This window comes from Lewinella sp. IMCC34183 (assembly GCF_003390915.1).
Lineage (GTDB): Bacteria > Bacteroidota > Bacteroidia > Chitinophagales > Saprospiraceae > Neolewinella.
This window is the reverse complement of the sequence record NZ_QMEM01000006.1, coordinates 194,538-218,803: the sequence shown is the minus strand read 5'-3', so window position 1 is coordinate 218,803 and position 24,266 is coordinate 194,538. Positions and strand designations below refer to the sequence as shown.

The 24,266-nt window shown below is 62.8% G+C and carries 18 protein-coding genes; 15 read left to right on the top strand and 3 right to left on the bottom strand.

Features of this window, described 5'->3' with window-relative positions; all coding sequences use genetic code 11:
• Window positions 1-116: 116 nt before the first annotated feature.
• The 3 genes from DQG19_RS14595 to DQG19_RS14585 are packed head-to-tail and all read right to left on the bottom strand — an operon-like array spanning window position 117 to window position 6,190.
• Window positions 117-533, bottom strand: coding sequence for a hypothetical protein (locus tag DQG19_RS14595; RefSeq protein ID WP_198661755.1), 417 nt, complete (start codon window positions 531-533; stop codon window positions 117-119).
• Window positions 496-4,893, bottom strand: a complete 4,398-nt coding sequence (locus tag DQG19_RS14590; RefSeq protein WP_116127012.1) for a DUF6531 domain-containing protein — start codon at window positions 4,891-4,893, stop codon at window positions 496-498. Before DQG19_RS14590 ends, DQG19_RS14595 begins: the two co-directional genes overlap by 38 nt.
• Window positions 4,894-4,897: 4 nt before the next feature.
• Window positions 4,898-6,190 carry a hypothetical protein gene (locus tag DQG19_RS14585; protein ID WP_116127011.1) on the bottom strand — a complete coding sequence of 431 codons (1,293 nt, stop codon included), beginning with the start codon at window positions 6,188-6,190 and terminating at the stop codon, window positions 4,898-4,900.
• A 394-nt stretch (window positions 6,191-6,584) separates the two neighbouring features.
• Between DQG19_RS14585 and DQG19_RS14580 the strand changes: the two genes are divergently transcribed.
• From DQG19_RS14580 to DQG19_RS14510, 15 genes are all read left to right on the top strand, one after another.
• Complete coding sequence (locus DQG19_RS14580) at window positions 6,585-9,083, top strand: ATP-dependent Clp protease ATP-binding subunit (RefSeq protein ID WP_116127010.1); 2,499 nt, start codon at window positions 6,585-6,587, stop codon at window positions 9,081-9,083.
• Window positions 9,084-9,092: 9 nt separating this feature from the next.
• Window positions 9,093-9,566: a type VI secretion system contractile sheath small subunit gene (locus DQG19_RS14575; RefSeq protein WP_116127009.1), complete on the top strand. Its 474-nt coding sequence runs from the start codon at window positions 9,093-9,095 to the stop codon at window positions 9,564-9,566.
• A 37-nt stretch (window positions 9,567-9,603) separates the two neighbouring features.
• Window positions 9,604-10,986, top strand: coding sequence for a type VI secretion system contractile sheath protein TssC (locus tag DQG19_RS14570; protein WP_116127008.1), 1,383 nt, complete (start codon window positions 9,604-9,606; stop codon window positions 10,984-10,986).
• Between the two features lie 68 nt (window positions 10,987-11,054).
• Window positions 11,055-11,453, top strand: coding sequence for a type VI secretion system tube protein TssD (gene tssD, locus DQG19_RS14565; protein WP_116127007.1), 399 nt, complete (start codon window positions 11,055-11,057; stop codon window positions 11,451-11,453).
• A gap of 70 nt (window positions 11,454-11,523) precedes the next feature.
• Window positions 11,524-13,338 (top strand): type VI secretion system Vgr family protein, encoded by a 1,815-nt coding sequence (locus tag DQG19_RS14560; protein WP_116127006.1) that lies wholly within the window; start codon window positions 11,524-11,526, stop codon window positions 13,336-13,338.
• A 7-nt stretch (window positions 13,339-13,345) separates the two neighbouring features.
• Window positions 13,346-13,807 (top strand): GPW/gp25 family protein, encoded by a 462-nt coding sequence (locus DQG19_RS14555; RefSeq protein WP_157974524.1) that lies wholly within the window; start codon window positions 13,346-13,348, stop codon window positions 13,805-13,807.
• Window positions 13,807-15,687: a type VI secretion system baseplate subunit TssF gene (locus DQG19_RS14550; protein ID WP_116127004.1), complete on the top strand. Its 1,881-nt coding sequence runs from the start codon at window positions 13,807-13,809 to the stop codon at window positions 15,685-15,687. Before DQG19_RS14555 ends, DQG19_RS14550 begins: the two co-directional genes overlap by 1 nt.
• Window positions 15,684-16,631, top strand: a complete 948-nt coding sequence (locus DQG19_RS14545; RefSeq protein WP_116127003.1) for a hypothetical protein — start codon at window positions 15,684-15,686, stop codon at window positions 16,629-16,631. The genes DQG19_RS14550 and DQG19_RS14545 overlap by 4 nt, the downstream gene beginning before the upstream one ends.
• The gene (locus DQG19_RS14540) at window positions 16,628-17,536 is read left to right on the top strand and encodes a TssN family type VI secretion system protein (protein ID WP_116127002.1); all 909 of its coding nucleotides are present in this window, start codon (window positions 16,628-16,630) and stop codon (window positions 17,534-17,536) included. The genes DQG19_RS14545 and DQG19_RS14540 overlap by 4 nt, the downstream gene beginning before the upstream one ends.
• A complete protein-coding gene (locus DQG19_RS14535; protein ID WP_157974523.1) occupies window positions 17,533-18,786 on the top strand; it encodes a hypothetical protein in 1,254 nt (417 codons plus the stop codon). The genes DQG19_RS14540 and DQG19_RS14535 overlap by 4 nt, the downstream gene beginning before the upstream one ends.
• A 9-nt stretch (window positions 18,787-18,795) precedes the next feature.
• Entirely contained in the window at window positions 18,796-20,097 is a 1,302-nt protein-coding gene (locus DQG19_RS14530; protein ID WP_116127000.1) for a M23 family metallopeptidase, read from the top strand.
• A 122-nt stretch (window positions 20,098-20,219) separates the two neighbouring features.
• Window positions 20,220-21,428 carry a ThiF family adenylyltransferase gene (locus DQG19_RS14525; RefSeq protein ID WP_116126999.1) on the top strand — a complete coding sequence of 403 codons (1,209 nt, stop codon included), beginning with the start codon at window positions 20,220-20,222 and terminating at the stop codon, window positions 21,426-21,428.
• A 26-nt stretch (window positions 21,429-21,454) separates the two neighbouring features.
• Complete coding sequence (locus tag DQG19_RS14520) at window positions 21,455-21,742, top strand: EsaB/YukD family protein (protein WP_157974522.1); 288 nt, start codon at window positions 21,455-21,457, stop codon at window positions 21,740-21,742.
• A gap of 11 nt (window positions 21,743-21,753) precedes the next feature.
• Window positions 21,754-22,512 carry a ubiquitin-conjugating enzyme E2 gene (locus DQG19_RS14515; protein ID WP_116126997.1) on the top strand — a complete coding sequence of 253 codons (759 nt, stop codon included), beginning with the start codon at window positions 21,754-21,756 and terminating at the stop codon, window positions 22,510-22,512.
• A complete protein-coding gene (locus DQG19_RS14510; protein WP_116126996.1) occupies window positions 22,509-24,170 on the top strand; it encodes a hypothetical protein in 1,662 nt (553 codons plus the stop codon). The genes DQG19_RS14515 and DQG19_RS14510 overlap by 4 nt, the downstream gene beginning before the upstream one ends.
• Window positions 24,171-24,266 lie beyond the last annotated feature (96 nt).

The following is a 24,266-nucleotide window of genomic DNA, read 5'->3' as shown; positions in this document are numbered from 1 at the left end:
TTTTTGTGTGGTAACTCAAAGCTACTGGACGGCGAGCACACTTTTTTAGTCCCCCAAATCAGGGACGGTAATAGGCCAATACAAGAAGCAGCCTATGTCTAGTAGTAAGCTTCGCTCTATGAGTTATATTCTATCATATCATCAATACATTTTTTAAACCACTCCCAAAATGTCCAGCCATTTTCTCCACCTTCAGAACCACTACTTGCAAAATCATGTATTATTACGACTCTAAATACTTTTTCAAAACATGCTACATCGTCGTTATCCTCCCGGCGGGCAAATGGAATTAAAGCTCGATTAGGGTACCGTTTTAAAATACCTTGATATTTGAGTTTAAGTCTGTCCCCAGTAAGTATGATCCATGGATCAAAATCCAGCAGCTTTTGCTTAATTAGAATGTTTAATTCGTCAGGATATTCAAACCAAGGGGGTAAATCATCTTGTTTCAGAAGCATATCACTAATGATTTTATTGTAAGCAGTTCTATAATAGTTACCATTCAGTAAACCATCCACCATTTTCATCAACATGAGGGCTGTTTTTCCATGATTTATTTTGGTTTTGTACTCTTAACTGGGCAGCATCTCCCCATGTTTGAGGCACAACATTTTTCTTTGTGAATCTTTCGACTTGGTCTTCGGGCAGCTCGGCCGTACAATCATGAATGTTAGCCTTAACGTGAATCCCTGCAAGCGATGCAGCTAAAAGTCTAGTGTTGTCCACCGTAGTCAATTTACCATCTGCCATCCGTACAACATCGATTGCATCACCAACCCATCCATCTTTACTCATACTTTGAGCGTAGCCCAGTAATTTGTCTTTACGAACTGAACTTTGACTGAATCTAATCTCATAGGGATCAATAAAAACGGTCTCGGTAGATAGTCCAAAGGGATCATATTCGATTACAACATTCTCACAATATAAATAATGACCTATACCTCCGCGAAGCCCTATCGGATCCTGACTCACATACCCCCCAACCTCCGGATCAAAATACCGAAACCGGTTATAATACAGCCCCGTCTCAGCATCCTCGTACTGCCCCGGGTAGCGGAACGGGCATTCCCCCCGCCAGCCATCCAAGTTACGGGTGTCGCCGTAAATCGACAACTCCAGCTCCCAGCTTTTTGCGCCGGTGTCCCGAAACATACTGAGGGGCGTACCTAGGTGATCGGTGACGATGCTAAAGTCACCGGCCGGGGTCAGCTTGGCCAGGGGGGCGAAGCTCTCGGGCTCGAACAGCCAGGTGGTCAGCTCCCCCTCTACCGTGGTGATGGGTTCGGTCGGTTCCGGGGAGGCAAGGGCCGTGCCGTTCGTGGGCTGACCAGTACCCGGGGGCGCGGTGGCCGGGGCCGTGACGAGCTGCTCGTCCCGCCGCCGGATGGAGAAGCCGCCGGCGCGCTGCGGGTCCGGCGGGGGAGTGCCGCCCGGGCGGGGGGGCGTAGGCGGGGCCTCCTCCCGCCACTCGTGCAGCATCACGTTGCCGTCCCAGACCCAACGGGTGGTGTGCCGGCCGTACTGCTTGGCAATGCGGCGGCCGAGGGGATCGTAGGTAAAGGTCACGACCCGACCGTCCGGTCGGCGCAGGCGGGCGAGCATACCCGCCGCGTTCCATGCGTAGGTCCAGCGGTCGCCGTCGGGACGGATTTTTTCGATCAGGTTGCCTTCGGGATCGTATCTGAATTGCGTACCGTCGGCCTCCAGTAATTGCCCGGCCGGACCGTACTTCCGATCGCCGCGGTTGGCGGTCCGGAACAGATTGCCCACCGCGTCCGGCATCCGGAGTTCCCGCGTCCCGTCGGGATAGGTGGCGGCCGAGAGGTTGCCGAACACGTCGTGCTCGAACTCGAATTTCCCCTTCGCCGAATCGACGATGGACTTCAGCCGGTCGTTGATCCCCCAGTGGTAGGTGCGGCTGCGTTCGCGTTCCCCGCCTACCGTGGTCACCTGCTTCGTCGGCCGGCCCAGCCGGTCGCGCTGCCAGCGGCTCCGCACGCCCCCCGGCAGGCTCCGCTCCAGTTCCAGGCCCAGCAGGTCCCGCTCGAAGCGGACCGACCACGGATCGTCGTCCCGCCCCCCGCTTATCACCTCCTCCACGTCGCCCAGCCGGTTGCGGGAGATCGTTACCTCGGCGCCGAGGCTTGACCTGAGGCCCGTGCGGTTGCCCAGGATGTCGTATTCCGATCGGACGACAAACCCGCCCTGGCTCTCCCGGACTACCCGGCCCAGCTTGTCTCGCTCGAACCCTACCCGAATCGCCCCGTTGGTCGCCGACAGCAGCTCCCCGTCGGCCCGGTAGGCGTAGGCTTCCGCCGTGCCGTCCCAGTGGGCGACGGAGGTTACCCGCCCCAGGGCGTCGTAGCCGTAGTCCGTGCTCCGGTCGTCGGGGCGCAGTACCCGCGCCACCTGTCCCGCCGGATCGCGCACGTATTCCCGCGTCAGTCCGTCGAAGCCCGATTCCCGTACCACCTGCCCGCAGGCGTCCAGTCCGAAGCGGTAGGCGTACCCGTGCTCGTTGCGGATGCCTACCAGATCTTCTTCAGTATTGTAGTCGAATTGCACCTGCGTCCCCGCCTCGGTGCGCGCGGCGAGCCGGTTCATGCCCACGTACGCGAAGGCGACGTCGTACTGCTTGTCCTGGGCGTGGGTGATGTTTTCTTCCGCGTCGTATTGCAGTACCCGCACGTTGCCGTCGGGCTCCCGCACCTTCACGGTGTTGCCCAGCAGGTTGAGCTTCCGCTCGCGCAGATTGCCGCGGGGGTCGGTACTGCTCGTGACCCGGCCGAGGCGATCGTAACGCCACCGGCTCCGGGCGCCGTCGGCGGTCGTCAGGGCAACCAGCTGGTGCCGCTCGTCGTACGCCAATCCGGTAACGTTGCCGGCGGGGTCGACGAGCTCCACCAGGTCGCCCGCCTTATCGTACCGGTATTCGGTCTTGCGCCCCATACTGTCGGTCCGGCCGGTAAGCTGCCGGGCTTCGTTGTAGGCCCAGCCCCAGCTGCCGCGGATTTGATCGGTCGCCGCGACCAGCAGACCTGCTTCGTAGCCCAGGGAAACCTCGCTCCCGTCGGGGTAGACGATCCGCGTCCGGTTGCCGGAGGCGTCGTATTCGTAGGCGGTGTAGCGGCCGAGCTCGTCGATCTCCGCTACCAGCTTGTTCTGCTCGTTGAAGCGTTCCAGGCGCTCGTGGCCGAGGGGGTCGACGGTCTTCCAGACCAGGCCCCGGTCGTTCCAGAAGTATTTGCTGACGTTACCGAGGGAGTCCTCGACCGTTGTCCACTTTTCCTCCGGGTTGTAGACCAGCTTGTGGTCGTAAATCCCCCCGTCGCCCCAGGTATGGACACAGTACTTCCGCTCGTCGTAGGCAAAGTAGAAGCTCAGGCCGTTGCGGTTCGTCTCCCGCACGAGCAGGTGATCTTCGTACGCGTAGCGGAAGGGGTGGCCGAGCGCGTCCCGGCTTTCGAGCAGGTCGCCGGTGGCCTCGTCGTAGGCAAAGGAAACCAGGACGACCTCCTCTCCCTCATTTTTAGGATGGGGCGCGCGCACGCTGGTGATCCTGCCCTTCCGGTCGCAGCTCACCGGAAGGATGCGACCGGCGGAGTCGGTGATCTGCCGCAGGTGGTGCCGCGCGTCGTAGTCGAAGCGGATGGCCCGCCCGGCCCCGTCGCGCACGGCCGCGAGGGGGAGGGGGCGGTCCACCTCACCCGCCGGAATGACGAATTCGTAAAACAGGTTTTCCTTATCGTTGCGGATAGTGAACCCTCCGTCGTGGGGCAGCAGCGTCAGGTTCTCGCTGGGATTGGTGAAGGACTCGCCCACCTCCAGCCTGGGGAACACCGCCGGGCGACCGTCGGCCATCCGCAGCACCACGGCATCGTCGTCGTAGGCCAGCGCCAGGTCGTAGTTCCAGTGCCAGCCGTGACCGAGGGGGCCCTGGTATACGGAGGTCGATTGCCAGGTCCGCTCGAAGACGAGCGGCACGGGGCCGGGCAGTTCGAAGTCGGTCCGGTCGGTAAAGACCTTGCCGGTAGCGATGACTACCGGGTGGCCGGTCGTTCTGCAGATCTCGTTGTGGACCAGGTTCCGCAGGAAGGAGTTGGCTGGGATCCCCAGCTTATCCATCAGCTTGCTCGCCGCCTGGTGTAGTTTGCGGGAGATGGCCTTCATCAGCCGGCTGTTCCGCAGGGCATTGAGGGCGCTGTTGAATGCCTTGTTGAAGAGCTTGCCGGCCATGGCGTTGAAGTCCGGTACCGGAGCCCCGCCCACCATCACCGGCAGGCCCATCGGGATGCAGTTCACGACCGAAGTGGGCAGGAAGAGCTCCGCGCCGTGATTGACCGGGGAAGGCATCCCGACGCACGAACAGCTGAAGACCATGCAGCCGGCGAAGGAGAGCGGACTCTTATCGGCGTGCACCGACAGGCTGCCCAGAAACATCTCGCAGGCATTGTCGACCTTACCCTTCTGGAAGGGGCCACCGAGGGGAAAGTGCGGCGGCATCGCGTTGCCGATGGACCCGCACTTGACCCGCGGCAACCCGTTGATCTGTACCGTTGCCGGACCGATATGCGGTGGCGTGATGCCCAGGGCTTCCTTGCCGGCGTTGCGTGCCTGGAAGATTAGTTCCTGTACCCGTTCGCTGGGCAGCTTGGAGTACGCCTCGGCCAGGGCGCCCCCGACGACCGCACCCAGTTCGGCGACCGCCCCGAGCCCGACCGCGCTCGCCGCCGCCAGGGCCATGGCCATCACGTCGTAGTCCTTGGGGTCGAACATGATGCCGACAAAGGGGTGGGGCAGGGGGGTAGGCACCGGCCCCGCCGGGGTGGGGAGCATGACGATGTGGATGTCAATCCCCATCACGATGTCGAGGTGCTTCGCCGCCAGCATGGGGTCAGGAATTGCTGCGGCTGCGTTCGCGCCAGCGCGGGCCGAACAGTTCCGTCATGCGGCCGTCGATCTCGTGGTCGCGGTACCGGCCCTGGTTGTACGCGGACAGCCGGATCAGCGCGGCGCCCACGTAGGGCAGGGTGGAGCTTTCCCGCAGCTTTTCATCGAGTCCCTCACCGATGCGCAGGGCGGTCAGGTTGGCTTCGACGGCTTCGGACTTGGTGCCGGCGAGCTCCCGGGACTGCCCCGTCATCCGCCAGGCTTCGAGCAGGGAATAGCGCTGGTTTTTGTCGTCCTCGATCACGGGGACGATGCTGTGGTATACCTCGGCGGCCCGCTCGTGGCGTTTGTCCGTCGAGAGCGCCGCGCCCTGGAAGAAGAGCGTATTAGCCAGATTGGCGGTGGCGCCGTCCTCCTTCAGCTTCCAGGCAATGCGGGCGATGCGTTCCGCCTTCTCGAATTCGGCCAGCGCCTGGTCCAGTTTCCCGCCGTTCATCCAGGCGGTACCCACGGTGTTGTGCACCGTCACCTGCAGGTGCTTCCAGTCTTCGGCGACCGCGATGCCCAGGGCGAGGTTCGCGTGTTTATCGACGTCGGCCATGCGGCGTTCCGCGGCGGCCTTGGCGAGGTCGATGAAGTGCCGCTGAAATACGGCACCCGGTTTATCGCCACCGGCCGCCCGGGAGATCTCCTTCATCATGCCGGGCACGTCCAGCCGGGGATCGAGTGGCATCACCGCGGGGTGTTGGGCGGCGGCGAGTCGATCCAGCACGGGGTCCTCCTTGAAGTCGATGACCATCAACCGTACCGTTTCGGGAATATCGCCTGCCGCCGCTTCCAGGAGCCATTCCGCCAGGCGGCCCCAGTTGCCGACCTCCGGGGGCATGAGGTAGGCGACCACCTTGCCGTCGCCCAGGTCCGGAAGCGACCGCCCGAACGCGGCCAGTTGCTGCACGAAGTAACGGGGGGTATCGCCCGCGCCGGCGGGGCGCCAGGCCAGTTCGATTCCGTATTGGGCGTGGTCGTCGTTGTAGGTAAAGATGTTTCGGGCCAGTTCCTCCACCAGCGCACTGGCGTACGCGTCCTGCCTCCTGAAGGGGGTGGCGAACTTGAGGAGGAGGTCGCTTCCCTGTCCGGCGAGGCTGGTCTCCCGGTCCACGTACGCCCGGAACAGGCCGTACTCATCGGCCGCCAGCTGCCATAAGGCCACCCGGGCCGCAGGAGCGGTCACGAAGGCTTGGTACCGCTCGTGCAGCCGGTTTATGCGTTCGATTACTACCTGATCGGTGGCGGACATGGGGGGAGGTTACGGAGGGTTACCGAACGCTGTTTCGGGCGGCCGTGCGCGGGTGCGGGGCGCAGCGTGGGGGGTGATGGGGTTCGGTACCGTGGCCCGCCGGGAAACGCACCGCACCTGCGGCCCCGCCGGGGGAAGCGGTGCAATTCCGGACCAGCCGGGAAAAAGCCTTACGGTACGGGGCATACGACACGGGCGGAGTATTGAGGGGGAAGAACGGAACAATAAAACGGTGTGAAATGGGGGGCGTACATCACTATAATTGGGGATTTTAGGCCATAAACTTGCTATAATGTTCTATTCATGAGGTTGTAACACTGTTACTTTAAAGAGGATAAAGTTTGGAAGTCCTCCGCTCGGCGGGGGGAAATACTCACTACCCTCAACCTCACCCGTGCTTACACTCGGAAACTATTCCCCCGACCTGCGGGAAGCCAACCGCATCGCCGCGGCGGTCGCCAAGGAGCACCTCACGGAGCACTACGGCCCGCCCCACCTTCTGAAGGCCGTCCTGCACGACGACGTCGGGCTGGGTAGCTCCCTCCGACTGATGGGGTTCGACCTGCACCGGATGCGCGAGTGGGCCGAGCTGCGCCTGCGGCGCTACCCGAGAAGCGCGAAGCCCGCCGCCGCCCCCACCCCCGACGCCGCGGTGGAAAAGGTGATGAGCGTAGCGGACATCGTACGGCTGAAGCTCTCCCTGGAGCAGACGGACGCCGCCTGCGTACTGGCCGCCCTCTGCAAGCCGGGCGTAGGCTTCACCGCCGAAGAACTCAAGACCTTCCCGCTGACGGAACAGCAACTGCTCACCGCCTACGTCGAGCAGGCACCCCCCGTGGCCGGGGGCAACGGCGTCACCGGCAGCGGCCCTGCCTCCGGCAACGGTAAGGCGGCGCCGGCGGGGGGCGGTAAGCACCTGTCGCGCTTCTGCGTGGACAAGACGGCCCGGGCCCGGGACGGCAGGATCGACCCCATCATCGGGCGCAACCGGGAGATCCGCAAGATCGCCGAGATCCTGGGGCGGCGCACCAAACCCAACGCCATCATCGTCGGAGAGCCCGGCGTGGGCAAGACCGCCTTGGTGGACGGCTTCGCCCGGCTGATCGTCTCGGGCGAGGTGCCCGAGCGTCTGCAAGACGCCTCCCTGCTGGAACTCGACCTGGGCTCCCTGATCGCCGGCGCCGCCTACAAGGGGGAGATCGAGGAGCGGCTGAAGGGCATCATCGGCGAGATCAAGGCCCGGCCCGGTACCATCCTGTTCATCGACGAGATCCACGCCTTGCTCGACCCCCAGGGCGGGGCGGGGGGCGCGGCCAACCTGCTGAAGCCGGAACTGGCCCGCGGCGAGCTCACCGTCATCGGGGCCACGACCCACGGCGAGTACCGCAAGTACATCGAGAAGGACGATGCCTTCAAGCGCCGCTTCGACCTGATCGAGGTGGACGAGCCGGCGGAGGAGAAGGCCGTGCGCATGCTCCGGGCCCTGGCTCCGGTCTACGGAGAGCACCACGGCCTGGAACTGACGGAAGGCGCCCTGCGCGAAGCCGTACACCTGGCTACCCGCTACCTCAAGGACCGGCAATTGCCCGATGCCGCCATCGACCTCGTCGACCGCACCGCCGCGGCCGTGCGCATGATGGTCGAGACCAGCGGCGAGGAGGTCGGACGCTTCCGGGAGCGGCTGGACGAGCTCGTCGCGGCCGGCAGCCAGCAGGACCCCGACTACTACCTCGCCGAGCTGCGCTGGTTCGACAGCGAACTGCGCGACAGCGTGTCTCCGATCCTGCTCGGGAAAGTGGAAGACCTGCGCGAGGCCACCGCCATGGAGCGGCCGGCCGACCTGCTCGCCTACCTGCGCGGGCTGTTAGACGCCCTGGCGGCCAGTGCCGAAACGAACAAGGAAAGCATCGTTGCCGATGACATCGCCGCGCTCGTCGCCTACGCCAAGGGCATCCCGATCGGGAAGATCCAGGCCGACGAAAAGGACAAGCTCGACCAGATGGCCGACCGCCTGCGGCGGCGGGTGATCGGGCAGGACCACGCCATCGACTCCATCACCAGCGCCGTGAAGGTGAGCCGGGCCGGCATCGCGGATGCGGGCCGACCGGTAGGCAGCTTCTTCTTCCTGGGGCCCACCGGTACGGGCAAGACCGAGCTGGCCAAGGCGCTGGCGGACTTCCTCTTCAACGACGAATCCGCCCTGATCCGCTTTGATATGTCGGAATACACCCAGCAGCACGCCGCCGACACCCTCACGGGAGCTCCTCCCGGATACGTAGGCTACGAGGAGGGGGGCATCCTGGTCAACCGCATCCGCCAGCAACCCTATTCCGTGGTGCTTTTCGACGAGATTGAAAAGGCCCACCCCGAGATATTCAAGGTCTTCCTGCAGGTGCTCGACGACGGCAAGCTTACCGATAAGCAGGGCAAGGTGGGCGACTTCAGCAACGCCATCATCCTGTTCACCTCCAACATCGGGCACGAATTCATCGTGGAGCGCTTCGCGGAAGGGGAGATTCCCACCCAGACGGAACTGACGGAGCACATGAGCCGCCACTTCAAGGACGAATTCCTCGGTCGCTTGACGGAGATCGTACCCTTCGCCCCGATCAGCGAAAAGAACATCGTAAAGATTTTTCGCATCCAGCTCCGCCAGCTCGGTAACAACCTGCGGCTCAAGGGCATAAACCTGCACTTGAGCGAGGAGGCGGAACGGCACTTCGCGCTGCTGGGCTTTTCCCCCCGCTTCGGGGCACGCCCACTGCGGCGGGTGATCCTGAACGACCTGCAGAAGCCGATCTCCAAACGCATCATCGCGGGAGAACTGGGCGACGGACAGACGCTGAACATCACCCTGGACGAGCGGGAGCAACCTCTATTCACCATCAACTAACCCATCCCCATGGCAGACTTCACCAACAACCAGGAACTCCGCAAGAACGGCTTCATCTACGAGACCGTCGACGCGGCCAACGAGGCGATGGCGGACATCCCCAAGAACCGGACCATCCTGACCGCCGACCTCACGGACAAGCCCGCCACGCGCCCCGAGATGACCTACGATCTGGAGACCATCGAGGACGTGTTCGCCCATTTCCAGCCGGAGGTGAAGATGGAATTCAACGACGCCGAGGGCGGCTCCGTAAACGAAGAGCTACGCTTCCGCAACCTGGGGGATTTCGGGACGAAAGCCCTGCTGCGGCAGAGCGACTTTCTGGGGACCCTTGCCATCCAGAAGGCCAACTACGCCACCTTCGCCACCCGCCTGCAGAATAACAAGGTGCTGCAGCGGGTCCTGAGCGATCCCGAGAAAAAGAACGAGTACCTCACCGTGTTGCGCTCCATGCTGAGCGAGCTGGAAGCGAACGGAGACTAACCCCCCACCCATTTCAATATCCTACTAAACAGACATCATGGCAAACGACAAACAAGTAAGCGGCGGGGTAGAAGAGGCCCGGGTCAAGACCGCGGCGGCGGGGGAAGCAATCGCACCGGAGGCGGTGGCCCATTCCATCGAGGCCCTGGAGGAATACGGCGGGTTCGACCTGATCGCGGGGAGCGTGGAGGGCGGCGACAACCTGGAGCCGGACTCCATCATGAAGGAGATCTTCCTTGAGGAGGACAGCAACAAGCGCGAACGCAAGGCCCTCAAGCAGCGGCTGCAGGAGTGGATCGGTCTGCTCACCGAAGTGGAGAACGTCGGGGAGATGATCGAACAGAGTACCGCCCGCCACGAGGCCGCGGATGCCCTGCTCAAGGCCAACCTCAGCAAGACCGTCGAACGGATCTCCGACCTGGAGAAGAACTACCGGGCCGTCGCCAACTTCTACCGCAACGCGGCCGGTGACAAGCCCGTAAAGAACGTCACCCTGGTCAATGCGCCCCTCGACAAGCTGAACGACCTCGACAATCCGATCTTCCTGAAGGCCATCGGCAACGAGCTACAGGAGAAGTTCGACCGCCTCGACCTGATGAACAGCTACGGACTGGTCGTGGTACCGGGCTTCCTCGGCTCCAAGGCCGTGGTGGACGAATGGGCGCGCACCGCCCAGGAAGCCAAGACCATGCTGCTGACCGACTTCCGCGACCTCGCCAACCCCGATCAGGTGATGCGGCTCTTTGAAGCCGGCAAATACACCGGGGCCGACGAGCACAAGGGCAACGTAATGATGACCTGCAACTGGCTGGTGGGACGCCCCGCCTACGAGGAGCTGGGGGAGGCGGAGCCCCTCTACGTGGCCCCCTCCACCGCCCTGGCCGGCCGGCTCTACAACAACAACATCGCTCAGGTTTCCGCCGGCAAGAAATTCGGCGTGCTACGCGGGGTGGAGGGTACCCGTTTCGTCACCCGGGCCAACGAACTCTCCGATCTCGGCGAGCTCGGCCTGGTGCCCATGGCCTTTGAGTACGGGCAGGTGCAGGCCTTCAGCCAGCGCACCCTGTTCAACGGCGATAACCTGGGCATGCAGACGTATTCGGTGGTCCGCACCTTCGACTGGCTCACCAAAAGCCTGATGGACTACCTCAACCGGATGCTCTTCATTAATATCTCCACCAACGCCGAGATGAACATCCACAAGGAGGTGGCCAAGTTCTTCTTTACCTGCCAGAAGAACGGCATCCTGGAAAAATACGGCAAGGTCGAGATCAAGCGCGACCCCAACCAGAAGGACCGCGTGTGGGTCAAGGTCCACGCCACCCCCTTCTTCCCCGCCCGCAACTTCGTCATCAACCTCGAAGGCAAGAGCGGTGACGATCCGAACTCTCCCCCGGACTGGGAAAGCAACGTGGAGTAAAAACTACCTAAGGCGCCTCGCACTGCTGCGGGTATGCCCTTTCTATCACCTTTTTAATCCTACTTATCATGTTTGAAGCCAAGCTTATCCTGGATGGCGGCGAGCCGATCGAAGTACTGCAGTGCAGCTACCACATGGACCGCGACACCGACAAATCCGGCATGCCCGCCACGGGCGTGCACGGTGGCAAGATCAGCCTCACGATCAAGTCCTCCTCCGACATCACCCTTTTCGACTGGATGATCAACGCATTCGCCCAGAAGAAGGGAGAGATCGAGTTTTACAAGCGCAACGATCCGACGCCGGCCAAGGTCCTCGCCTTCGAGAACGCCTACATCATCGAGCACGGCGAAAGTTTCAACGTGCTGGACGGCAACCGCGACCAGCCCATGGTCGAGCACTTCACCGTATCGGCCGAGACCATGAAGATGCAGGACAGCGAGCTCAAGAAGGTCTGGGTGAGCTGATCCCCGGCGTACCGGCACCGCCCGCGGTGCCGGTACGCACCCTTTTCCCTTACCCTAAAACTGACCCCCCGTGGCGGGCAAAGCTGTACCGGAAATCGTCATCGATGGCACGCCCTTCGGGCCGATCACCCTGCTGAGCCTGGACCAACCCTGGAACGGCCACCACTCCTTTTCCCTGGTCTGCCCCTTCCGGGAACGGGCCAATTCCCTGATGGACCTCGGGCAGCGCTTCGTGGGAAAGCCGATCTCGATCAACCTGCGGGCCGGGCTGCGGGAGACGAGCGGGGAGCTTACCTTCCGCGGCGTCATCACCAACGTTAAGCTCAGCAAGCACGAAAGCTCGGTGATGCAGCTGGTCCTCCAGGGATCCAGCCCCACCCGCCTGCTTGACGACGGACCGCACAACCGCACCTTCACCGATAAGACCCTGGCCGACATCACCGCGGAGGTGATCGCCGGCGTCGGATCGCTGGATACGGTCACGGACCTTACCTACACCGACCCCATTCCCTACCTGACGCAGTACCGGGAGACGGCCTTCGGCTTCCTGCACCGGCTCTGCGGAACTTACGGCGAGTGGTTCTACTACGACGGGGAGCGGGTAGTGATCGGCTCCCCGCCGGACGGCGACGAGGTGGAGCTGGTGTTCGGCCGGGACCTGAACGGTCTGGATATTTCCGCCGATGTCGTGCCGGCCAACTTCAAGTTGCTCGGCTACGACTACGTTGGCGACGAGCACTTCGCCGCACCGGCCCGGCAGGCCCGGGTACGGGATCTCGATGACCTGACCCAGTTAATGCTGGACGCTTCCGACGACCTGTTCGTCAACGAGCCGGCCTACGCCTTCCCCCTCCTGGCCAATGGCCAGCCGGAACTGGATCAGCTGGCGGAGCGACGCAAGTCGGGACAGTCCGCCGAACTCATCAACCTGTTCGGGGAATGCTCGCGTCTCGACCTGCGGGTCGGTCAGGTGGTGCGCGCCCGGGCGCTGCCGTCCACTATGGGGTCCGCCTCGGAATCCGCCGGCGCCGATTACGGCAGCTTCCGCCTACTGCACCTGACCCACCACTGCGACGGACTGGGCAATTATCACAATACGTTTCAGGGCATTCCGGCCAAGTTGAAGATGCCCCCGGTGGCGGAAGCCCGCATCGCACCGCCGGCCGCGGAAACACAACCCGCCGAAGTCACCGACAACAAGGACCCCGAACAGCTCGGCCGGGTACAGGTACAGTTCGCCTGGCAGAAAGAGAGCGGGGAAACTACCCCCTGGGTGCGGGTGGCCGCCGCCGGCGCCGGGGGCGGCCACGGGGCCTACTTCGTCCCGGAAGTGGGCGACCAGGTCATGGTCGGCTTCGAGTACAACAACCCCGACCGGCCGGTGGTGATGGGAAGCCTCTACCACGGAAAGGTCAAACCCGCCAACGCCGCCGACCCGGACAACAACTCCAAAATCATCCGTACCCGCAGCGGTAACCAGGTCGTGCTTTCCGATGCCGGGGGCCAGGAATCGATCACCCTCACCAACGGCTCGAACATCGTCACGCTGAGCCTCGAGGGACCTGGATCAATCACGCTCACCACCGCCGGTGACCTGAGTCTATTCGGCAAGAATGTCTCCATCGTGGCCGAGGAAATCCTCACGCTATCGGCCGGCACGGAGGGCGGTTTTTCGGCCGGCACTACCCTCGACGTCGGTGCCGCTGACGGCGTAACGGTCAACGGGGGAAAAACGGTGGACCTGACCGCCAATAATGTCACGGTCTCCGCCGGACAGGGCTTTACCGCGTCGGGAGGGGCGACTGCGGAGATCAGCAGCGCCAATACCACCCTCAAGGCCGATGCCACCGTCACCGTTTCCGCTCCCATGGTCAAGCTCAACTAACCACCCCATGAAGAAGTACGCCCTCCCCGCCGATTTTAGCCGCCTGACCCGGCAGGGTGAGCGCATCGAACAGGTGGACCTCGGTGAGTCGGTGCGCCAGCATATTCTCCTGATGCTCATCTCGCCGTACGGGAGTCTGCGGGTGGATCCCAGCTTCGGATGCGCCTTCTGGGAGTACGACTACGAATCCAGCGGCCAACTCGAGACCCGCCGTCACCGGCTGGAGGAAAGTATTGCCCGCATGATCGCCGAACGCGAACCCCGCCTGGACCCCGCCCGGCTCAAGGTCACCTTCCGTGTGTACAATAGCCCCCTGCCCTCGGTGCGTGGCCGGCGAATGCTTGCCCTCAAGAAGCGGATCGAAATGAAGGTGACCGGCCGGCTGCTGGAGACCAACCAGGACTTCGCCCCGCCACCCTTCCAGCTCTACTTCAGTCCGGTAGCCATCGAACACAATGCAACCTACTGATGGAAACCCACGAACAGATACGCAGCCGGATCCTGCGGGCCGCGGCCCGGCAGTGGGGGTACCAGGAGTCCGATATGGACCTGGAAGCCTTCGACCCCCTCGTGCGCCTGCTGGTCGAGGCCTGTGCCGGAGAGGTGGCCCGCCTGGAGCGTACGCTCGTGGACTCCGAGACGCGCATCCTCGAACGGATGCTCGAGCAGCTCACGCCGGAGGTGCTCACCGGTCCGCTGCCCGCCCACGGTATGGCCTTCCTGCGCGCGCTTTCGGGTACCGAAACCGTTACGCCGGAACTACAGTGCTACGCCACCGTGGAGCGGCGAAAGGAAAAACTGCCCGTCTACTTTTCCCCCCTCCTGGAGACGGAGGTCGTGAACGGTAGCGTAGCCTGCCTTGAACTCGGCGGCGAACACCTTTACCGCATCGGTGAGGACCTGCAACGGGAACGTATCGCTGCCGGCACCCCCGGACTCGCCGAGCGTGGCAGTACCCTCTGGCTGGGGGTGGAGCTGGATACCCGCGTGACCTCGGTCGCCGGCCTACGGTTCTATTTCAATTGGCTCAACGCGGCCCGCCTCACCGACAACCTGGAGTGGCTGCGGCGGGCGGACTGGAGCTGTGGCGGACGGCCGTTACGGGTCGTGCCCGGCATGGTTTCCGCCACGCCGCACGACAGGGGCGAAGTGGCCTCGCTGCTTCAGCGGGAGTACAGCCATTACCAGCGCACGGCCGCGGGCATCCTGCAGTATTACGCCCCCCACCTCGCTACCGTCACGGGATTCGCGGAGGGGCCCCCCCCGGAAGACCTGCGGGAGCTGATGCGGACCTATCCCCCCGAGTTCGAAGCTCACTACCGCCTGGAGGATTTGGCGGCCCTCGACCGTAAGCTGCTGTGGATCCGGGTAGCCTTTCCCACCCAGCTGACGCGGCAGGAGGTGCAGTCCACTACCTGTGCCCTGAACGCTATCCCGGTAGCCAACCTGCGTCGGCACCAGGCGGAAGGGCGGATGCGCGACCAGGTGAACATCATCCCGCTGGATACCGAGAGTTTCTACTTCGATACCCTTACCGTCCGCAATCGCAACGGCATGGCCTACGACGAGGTACCGCTGACCAACATACGCTCCTACCGGGCCGGTCAGTACAGTATCCGGCGCCGGGATACCGGCAAGTTCGGGGAGCGCGAGGCCGCCCGCTCCCTGCTCGGCTTGCTGGACGTGCTCCGCGACGAAAGCGCCGCCTTCAGTGCCTACGGAAAAGACTCGCTGGTCACCAAGGTCACCGCCCTCAACCAACAGCTCAAGGACCTGGAGCAGCAGGTCAACGAGCGGGGGGGTAGCGGTGCGGGCCTCGCCTTCCTGGTGGCCAGTCCGCTGGTCAACGACCGCTACCTCGACGTGACCTACCTGAGTACGCGGGCGGAGGACGGCAACGGGATCATCGCCGGCCAGACCCTGGACCTCCACCGCTTCGCGGGCGTGGACCGCAAGAGTATGCGGTTGCTCACCTCGACGACCGGCGGGCGGGCCCCCCTCAGCAGTCAGGAGCGCAAGTACGCCTACAAGAAGGCCATCATCAGCCGGGGGCGGATCGTCAGCCGGGAGGATATCCGGGCCTTCTGCCAGGCGGCACTCGGCGACCTGCTGACCGGTGAGATCGTGACCCGCAAGGGCTTTGCCTACGGCACGGGCCCCGAAAGCGGGCTGGCCCCCGAACTGCAGATCGGCCTGGAACTGGCCACGCCCCCCGATGCCGACGCGGCCGGCAAGCTGGAGTCGCGGCTCGCGGAACTGGAACGGGAACTTAATTTCTATTCAGCCGGTGTGCTGCCGATCCGTGTGGTCACCGGAACCGCCACCCCGGCACAACCGATCCGGCCATGAAGGAGCAACCCCTGCAGAATACCCTGGATCATCTCTCCCGCCACCCGGCCCGGCTGGAATGCCTGGTCGCTGACCTGGTGACCAACGGTATGGTAGACCTGGCCGAGGTGGAATTCGAGTCGGTAAGCACCTTCGCCCGCAATTACTCGCCCGATATCGCCGACGCGCGGATCGTGGAGTACCCCGACGGCAAGGCGCTTCGCCTGGCCACCCACCGGGAAGGGCTTTACGACCAGCTTCCCTACGCGCTGTTTCACCGGCCGGAACCCTACTTCCCCGGCCAGCAACTGAAGCGCCGGCTGGAAGAAAGCGCGGCGGCGCGGGAACGGGAGACGGCCGCCCGGCGGTTCTTCCACCCCTTCGAGCAGGAATTCTTCCGGACCGCCGTCAAGTGCGACCTCGCGGAGCGGGAACTCACCGACCCCTTCACCAGTCCCCTGCGCCAGAACCTTCTGCTGGAAATATGGCCGCACTGCACCCGCGTCCCCGCCCGGAGCCTTCCCCTGCTCAGCTACGTGTTGCCGCTGGCCCACAAGATCGCCGGCCGCCTCGACCTCATGGCCGCCTGCTACCGCGCGGTGCTACTGGCCCCCGTCGCCCTCCGCTACGTCGCCGCGACAACCGGCAGCGACCGTGCCGTAGGTTCACCGGCAGGGGGAGATACGCTGGGGGTGGATACCTGCCTCGGCGGCGTGCCGGTGTCCGACCTGCCGGAGCTGGAAATTACCATCGGCCCGCTCGAACGGGGGCGCTGCCCGGAATTCCTGGCCGATGGCCCCGCGGCCGAACTGCTCACCCTGCTAAACGACTGCCTGGTGCCCTACGAGGTGGATGTCAGGACGGTCCTGCGGTTCCGTCCGCTTGGGGATGAGCTGCGGCTTGGCGAAGGCACGGCCCTCGATTCCCGCCTCGGCTTTACCTCCCGCTTAATCCCTTCGGCATGAGCTACTCCACGGCCTCCATTCTGCTGGCGATCATGCTCCTCGTGGGCGTCGTCTGGATGTTCGCCACGCGGGGCGAGAAGAAGATATTCACCGGGAAACTGGTAGGACTGGCCCTGCGCACGGTCGGATTTTCGGTTCTGTTCGCCACGGCCGGGCTGCTGTACCGGGAGCCGGTCGGGTGGCTGAGTATCCCTGGGCTTTTCCTCCTGCTTACGGTGATCTATAGCCTGTTCGCCTGGTGGTACTGGCACAAACAGCAGCTCGTCTACCTTGATGAGCGGGCCATACTGCAGTGGGAATTTCCCCAGGCCTTTTCGCTCTGGGCCCTTTCCTCACTCGTACTGCTGGGCGGTCTGGTAGCCAAACAGCTGCGCTACGCCGAGGGCGGGGCCGCGGGTGCCATGCTGTACGTGGTGCCGGCAGCCCTGGTTATGCTCCTCCCGCCCGTCGTGGTATACGCCCACCGGATGTGGCTCCGGATACCCATCGTCATCCGGTTCCGGGAGCCCTGGATGCTGCCCCTGCGGCAAGACGCGCCGGTGATCGAGCCCTCGGCGGACGCCGTACGGCTGTTCTTCGAAATTCCGATCCGGGAGGAGGGGCCGGAGTCGGTGTCCTTTGACGTCAGCGTGCCCCGGCGTACCTCCCTGTCCCAGGTATTTCATCACCTGCTGTACGAGCACAACGTACACGACCGCTCGCACCGCCGGATCGCGATCGCCTATAACAACAAATCCGATTACCTCTACGGCTGGCTGTTGTTTCGCCGCCGCCGGAAATGGTGGGGCCCATACCGGGATTACCTGGCCATGGAGGATCCCCTGCGACAGACGGACCTGATGAACGGAGAAACGGTATACGCCGAGCGGGTCCGCGTTTGGGAAAACCAAAAACAACAATCATGAGAAGTCGCGAGCACTGGCCAGTCAACTGGGTTGACGGGATGAAGATCAACAAATCCCACTTTCAGGCCGAAGAAGCCTTTTTCACCGAGCAAACCGAACTCCACGCGGCGGCCCGGCTGACCGATCTTTCCTATGGGCTACTGCCCCCTTCGGCCGACTATCCCGGACTCGACCTCGTGGTCACCTCCGAACGCGTGGAGCTCAAGAATTGCCGCGCCCTGACCCGCGGGGGCCACCTGCTCACGGTGGGACCGGACAATCACGGGGAGCTGCAGCGGCGGATGTCGGACCTCATGTACGGCCGCGACTTTTCCGAGGCCGATACCTGGTTCGTACTGCTGCGGGTACATCCGGGGGAGCGCATCAGCCTCGGTACCCCCAATCCGGACGAGGTCCCGCTGCGGCAGCCGCACACGGCCCCCCGGCTGAGCCTTGAAGTGACGCCCGTCCGGCAAACGGGAAGCGCGGGGGAGTACACCCACGCCCTGCCGCTGGCGCGGATTATCCGCAGTTTCCAGGGGATTGAGCGGGACCGGGAGTACATACCGCCCGTATGCCGCACGCTCGCCAGCGATCAGTTGCTGCAGCTGCACCAGCACTGGAAGGAGCAACTGCTGATGATGGAGGGGGACGCGTTCGAGATCATCCGTAAGATCAAGGACAAGCACCGCAAAAACCAGGGGCAGCAGTTGTCCGCCGACCTGCTTAGCCTGACCAAGGCCAGCATCCGGTACGTGAACGCTCACTTTGACGCGTACCGCTTGCTGATACCGCGGCAGGAGCCCGTCTACCTGATCCACTGGTTCATGGCCCTGGCGCGCACCATCCGCAACGAGTTGCGGATGGCCGCCAATCAGGAGAACATGCTCAATTACATGGCGCACTTCATCGAGGGGGTGGCCGCCACTGACCTGATGCGCTTCTGCAACGAGCTTTGCGACCGCGACTACGACCACCTGGCACTGCGTGACCTGACGGTGCGGGTCACGGACTTTTTGGGCTTCATTACCCGGCTGTTCGCCCAGCTCCGGCAACTGGACTACCACCAGATCGCCGATCTTACCATTATCGATCGGAAGACGTACGAGCGGTCGGACACCCAGGCACGGTCTCCGATCGTACGACCTGCTACCACGAAGGCACCCGGTGCTAACCTCCGGATCACGAGCCGGGGTCCGGACCGCAACGCCTCCCCGGGCGGCTCGGGTACCCCGGGCTCCGACGGCGGAACGGGTTGGGGGTTGGACTAATTCGGGAGCATGACCAACGAGCGCAGGAAGATCGTTATCGGGGAATCGGGCAGGGTAGCCTCCGGCTCCGCCCTTAGCCGTTTGCTGCCGGTCGTGATACCGAGCTTGCTCTGCGGAGGAGTACTTGGCTTTCTCGTATTTCGGCTGCTGACAACCCCGACCGCGGCTCCGTTGGCCGGGGCCGAAGGCCCCCCGGTAGCGGAAGTGCCCGCCTATCGCTTCGAGACGATAGACGGGGTGGTACGCCAGACCAGCACCCTGGGCGCGATGCTCGAGGTGCTGGGGGTGAACCTGGAGCGCCGGCGCCGCCTACTGGAACGACCCGAACTCAGCGCCGATATGCCCATTGCGGCCGGCACTATTTACCGCCTCGAATACGGGGCCGGACCGGAGCGGCCTGTCCGTGCGCTTACCTTCGAGGGCGACGCCCGCACCCTGTATCACCTGCGCTTCCTGCCCTACGCCCAGCTGGAGGTCACCCAGCGGGAGATTTCGGAGCACGACGTGCACTACGCGGGTATCGTGACCGATAACTTCTGGCTTTCGATCCTGGAGAGCGACAGCCTTCATCATTCCCTTATTCCCATGGTGGAAGAGGCTATGAAGTGGACCGTCGACCTGTTTCACCTCGCTCCGGGCGACCGCTACAAACTATTGTATACCGAGGAACGGCGCGACGGGCGTACCCTGGGAATCGATCATATCGATGCCATCCAGGTGGAAACGGACGGGCGTACCCATACGGTCTTCGGACAACCCGTCGGGGACACCACCGTCTACCTCAACTACTACGGGGCCGGCCTGCGCCAGCGGTTTCTCAAGGCGCCGGTGAAGTTCGGCATCGTTTCCTCCCGCTTCAGCCTACGCCGGCGGCACCCCGTCACCGGTGAGGTGAAGCGGCACGGCGGTACGGACTTCGCCGCCCCCCGGGGCTCGCCCATTTACGCCCTGGCGGACGGTACGGTCCTGCGGCGGGCGGAGGACCCGCGCAACGGACGGTACGTCGAGTTACGGCACGACGATACCTACTCGACCATGTACCTGCACATGGAAGATTTCGTGCCCGATGTTTCGGTGGGCGAGCAGGTGCGGCAGGGTCAGGTGATCGGGTACGTCGGCTCCAGCGGACTCGCGACGGGGCCGCACGTCTGCCTGCGCTTCCGCAATCGAGGAACGGAAGAAGATTTTTTGCGGTACCAGGGTGAAACGGTCGTGAGCGCGCCGTCATTAAGCGTCGAAGGATTTCCCCGCCGCCGGGACTCGCTGCTGCGCGTGCTGGCAAACCTGCCCTACGAGGAAGTGCTCTTCTGACCCACCTGGCGGTTGCGGCCGACCAAAATCGCCACATATGGGGAGCAGGTAAGCACACGAAAACTTTGATATTTAGGTGTTTAACGGCCATTTGAGATTTCTCCATCCACAAAATCGTCATCATGTCACCAAGATCGTCCCAGTGGGACGAAGTATATCGACTGCTATCCTGGTGGGATACCGACCGCGTCGCCGCGGCCCGGGTGCTGGTGGTCGGTGCCGGGGCACTGGGTAACGAAGTGCTAAAGAACCTGGCATTGCTGAACGTGGGGCACATCTTTATCGTGGATTTCGACGAGATCGAGTACGGGAACCTGAGCCGCTCGGTGCTCTTCCGTCCGGCGGATGTCGGGGCGGTGAAGGCCGAGGTGGCGGCCCGGCGCGTAAGGGAGATCAACCCCAACTGCAAGGTGGCCTGGATGCGGGGGGACATCATCTACGACCTGGGGCTCGGTTTCCTGCGTACGATGGACGTGTTCATCGGCTGCCTCGACAACCGGGTCGCCCGCCTTCACCTGAACCGCTATGCCTACCGGCTCGATAAAACCTGGATCAACGGCGGCATCCTCAATCTGGCCGGCTCCCTGGACGTATTCAAACCCGGCGTGTCGTGCTACGAATGCGGCCTGCGGCCCCAGGAATGGGAGATCATCCGCTACCGTCTCGGCTGCAACGACGTAGCCAAGCGCAACGCGAACCAGGGCAGACTGCCCACCACTCCGATCTCCTCCTCCATCATCGGAGCCATGCAGGTGCAGGAGGCGTTCAAGGTCATCTACGGCAACGACGAGCAGTTGCTGAGCCGGCAACGCTACTTCTACGACGGGCAGAGTAACGAAAGCAAATTCTATCCCGCGCGCCCGCTACGGGGCAACTGCCTGAGCCACGCTACCTGGGAAGATATCCGTGACGTAGAGGAGCTCACGGCTGCAATGACGGTCGCCGCGCTGCTGCAAACGCTCCGGGAATCGCTGGGTGCCGAAGAGGTGCGCGTACACCTGGATTACGACATCGTGCTCGAACTATACAGCGAGGAAAGCATGACGTCAACCCCCGTCTTGCTGCCCCGCTTCCGGATCGACGAGGCGACCTACCGTAGTCACCAGTTTGTCGCCGGAGAGATGGTCCGGATTCCGCCGGAGATGACGGTAAGCCAGCTCGACGATGCCTTTCCCCGACCGGATGCCAGCCTGCTGGACGTAGGTATCCCACCCTGGCAAATCCTGCAGGTGGAAGCTGACGGCGATTTCCACTTCGTGACCCTGGCGGGTGACCGGGGGACTTATTTCGACGAACCCGCTGCCCTGACCGGCAGGGTGGCTACACAATAATCGAACGCTATAAATGTGAATGAATCATGTCAGACTTTTTAAACATAGTAGTGCGGGTCATGCCGGGCGGCGAACAACTTGACGTGGAATTACCCCGCTTTACCACCGGCCTGGAGATCCTCGAAGGCCTACTTAGCGAAAACGTTGCCCCCCGGCAGACGCAGCAGGGGGAACCCCTCTTCTACGAACTGATCTCCAAAACGGGGAACGTGCGGATCGAGGACCACAAGACCCTCCACGATCTGGGTATCCAGAGCGGTGAAACCATTTTGCTGGTGCCGGACCTGGTGGCCGGTGCAAGTGCCAGAACGTAAACCGCCCCGCCATGCCCCGCCCCGAATACGACTTCAAGCACCCCATTTTCAAGACCCAACGTAACTGGATGCTCTACGCCAAGGAGCATATGGACCTGTGGGACCTGCAGGAAAGCAGCGACGTAATCTCCTGGGAGGTGAAATCCACGGTGAGCGCCCTGGAAATTCCGACGGTTTACCACGTGACCTACCTGCTTAATACCATCACCGGTATCGACGCGGATTCAAAGCCGCGCTACGGCGACCGCCACGTTATGGAACTCACTATTCCCACCCGCTATCCGCTGGTGCCCGCCGCTATCTTTATGCAGACCGACGTCTGGCACCCCAATATTCAGTCAGTTGGCCGGTTCAAGGGCAAGATTTGCGGAAACGTAAACAGCTACGGAATCGACTACAGTCTTCGGCAGCTGGTGCTGCGGGTAGGCGAGATCCTGCAATACCGCAATTACCTGGCGGACTTCGTGCCCCCGTATCCGGAGGATCCGAAAGTTGCGGAATGGGTGAAGACCTACGCCGAGCCCAACAACATCGTCAACCGGAAAGACGGCATCTATACCGACAACCAGCCGCTCATCCGTCCGAAGGGTGTCCCGGAAGAATCTAGTGTCCCCCCGGCCGAGGCAACCGCCAAAGCGCCGGAGGCCAAAAAGCCGGCTCCAATCGATCAGCCCAGAACTATTCGCATAGGGAAGCGGACCGTGGCTCCGGACACCGAGCGCCGGACCATCCGGATCGGCGGCACTCCGGCGAAAAAGATCAAGGAATGAAAGCCGGGCGGTACACTTCCCGTAAAACGCTGGTATGGCTAGCGGTGCTACTGGGCTTGGTGGCGGGCGGTGGTGCCCCCGCCGTAGCCCAGAGCACGTCGGTGATCCAGGGGGGGACGGTAGATATCCTGGAGAACGGGAACCGCCGCGGCGTACTCTATTACGATTTTGTGGTACTGGGGGGGAAGTCGGAGGGCGATAACTCCTTCGACTTCTCCGGTTCGGAAGAAGCCAGGGTACGCCTCGATCTCCGCATCGAGGGTAAAAACGGCAGGTGGGCCGAGCGAATGATGGTGGGCATCGGTCCGAAATCGTACGATTACTACCCGGTCTCCATGTGGAATCCGGTGCGGAGATTGACGCTGCGGCTGACGCCCGGCCAAAGCCCCCAGAGCATTGAATTCCGCTGCAGAAGAACGGGCACTTCCGATATACGACTGCCCTTCACCTTTATCGACACCAACGAGGAGGGGGCCTTGTTCGAGGGAGACTGGACGGTCTCCGGAGCGCAAAACCTCATCATCACTCCCCGGGTCACCGTTACCGAGATCGGGCCAAAAATGGATGAAGTAGCGACCAATAAGCCACCGACCCTGCAGGAGAAGGTCCGGACGGCCCTGGACCTGTCCGTCGACGCCGGAACGCGCGAAGCGGCGAGAAACTGGATCGAAAAAACGGTAGCGGAAGAATTCCGGGTAATGGTCCTCAATGATTCGGCGACCGAAACGACCGAGCAGTTTATTGAACGGTATTCGCCCTACGTGGGCAAAGGCTTTCCGCTGGTGGATAATCGGGTAGGAGGGGCGCGAAGTACCCTTGATAAGCCCGTAGTCGTCAAGTCGGATCCGGACCCTCCCGGTCCGCGGCCCGGGCCAGAGAAAACCCTGCTGACCGCAGCCAACCGACACTGGGAGGAGGCGGTCGGCCAGCGGGATACCGCTCTGCTGAATACCTACCTGGCCACCTATGAAGGTGTGGTCCCCACCCGCGACCCCGGGGCCCGGGACAGCCTGATCTGCTGGACGAAGCCGAAAATGCAGGTACTCGATCGGCAGGACGGACGCGAGCGGCTCAAGCTCCTGAACTTCATCGCCCCGGCCTATTACGACGCATACGCAGGCTACGTCACAATCGATGAACAGCTACTGAGCGACAAGCACCTACTTAGTATCCAACTGCTGCGTAGGGAGCCCTTTGAGTTGCTGATCGTTGACAAGCGGTGCCCCGGTAAGGAATTATCCATAGCGCTGGATAACCTCATGACCGCCGAGTTGACTACGGACAGCGTGGCCGGTACCTACACCTTTACGCTCGATGGCGGTATGAAGCCCTATTCCCTGCGTCTCTCGGACCCGGAAGGGAAAGGCCGGACATGGCAACTGGACGAAATCTACGCTACCACGGTAACCCTGCACCGCGACAGCCTGCAGGATGAAGGATTGGTCGGTGACTTCCAGGCGGTAGCCTTCAGTACCGGCTCCGATAGTCCGGTGGTCGTGTCGGAGGGAAACCTGCATGTGCCGCCCCGGCCATTTAAGGTGCCCGCGTGGATGTTGCCTGCACTGACGGTCCTGGCGGTAGGGGGGCTGGCGCTCCTGATTCTGTACATCCTCCGGCGCGGCCGCAGCCGGCAGCGGACCATCTTCGACGAGGCATGAGCCGCGCCGGAAAGATACCCGGCTTAGGCAGGACGTCGCTCGGTCGGTCCTTGTGCTTACTGCTGACCGTAAGCATCGTGGGGCTATCTTCCCTCA

Excerpts from the sequence above, each read along its gene's own strand:
- DQG19_RS14595 (WP_198661755.1), bottom strand. The coding sequence starts at position 533 with ATGTTGATGAAAATGGTGGATGGTTTACTGAATGGTAACTATTATAGA.
- DQG19_RS14590 (WP_116127012.1), bottom strand. The coding sequence starts at position 4,893 with ATGCTGGCGGCGAAGCACCTCGACATCGTGATGGGGATTGACATCCAC.
- DQG19_RS14585 (WP_116127011.1), bottom strand. The coding sequence starts at position 6,190 with ATGTCCGCCACCGATCAGGTAGTAATCGAACGCATAAACCGGCTGCAC.
- DQG19_RS14575 (WP_116127009.1), top strand. The coding sequence starts at position 9,093 with ATGGCAGACTTCACCAACAACCAGGAACTCCGCAAGAACGGCTTCATC.
- DQG19_RS14570 (WP_116127008.1), top strand. The coding sequence starts at position 9,604 with ATGGCAAACGACAAACAAGTAAGCGGCGGGGTAGAAGAGGCCCGGGTC.
- tssD (WP_116127007.1), top strand. The coding sequence starts at position 11,055 with ATGTTTGAAGCCAAGCTTATCCTGGATGGCGGCGAGCCGATCGAAGTA.
- DQG19_RS14555 (WP_157974524.1), top strand. The coding sequence starts at position 13,346 with ATGAAGAAGTACGCCCTCCCCGCCGATTTTAGCCGCCTGACCCGGCAG.
- DQG19_RS14550 (WP_116127004.1), top strand. The coding sequence starts at position 13,807 with ATGGAAACCCACGAACAGATACGCAGCCGGATCCTGCGGGCCGCGGCC.
- DQG19_RS14545 (WP_116127003.1), top strand. The coding sequence starts at position 15,684 with ATGAAGGAGCAACCCCTGCAGAATACCCTGGATCATCTCTCCCGCCAC.
- DQG19_RS14540 (WP_116127002.1), top strand. The coding sequence starts at position 16,628 with ATGAGCTACTCCACGGCCTCCATTCTGCTGGCGATCATGCTCCTCGTG.
- DQG19_RS14535 (WP_157974523.1), top strand. The coding sequence starts at position 17,533 with ATGAGAAGTCGCGAGCACTGGCCAGTCAACTGGGTTGACGGGATGAAG.
- DQG19_RS14530 (WP_116127000.1), top strand. The coding sequence starts at position 18,796 with ATGACCAACGAGCGCAGGAAGATCGTTATCGGGGAATCGGGCAGGGTA.
- DQG19_RS14525 (WP_116126999.1), top strand. The coding sequence starts at position 20,220 with ATGTCACCAAGATCGTCCCAGTGGGACGAAGTATATCGACTGCTATCC.
- DQG19_RS14520 (WP_157974522.1), top strand. The coding sequence starts at position 21,455 with ATGTCAGACTTTTTAAACATAGTAGTGCGGGTCATGCCGGGCGGCGAA.
- DQG19_RS14515 (WP_116126997.1), top strand. The coding sequence starts at position 21,754 with ATGCCCCGCCCCGAATACGACTTCAAGCACCCCATTTTCAAGACCCAA.
- DQG19_RS14510 (WP_116126996.1), top strand. The coding sequence starts at position 22,509 with ATGAAAGCCGGGCGGTACACTTCCCGTAAAACGCTGGTATGGCTAGCG.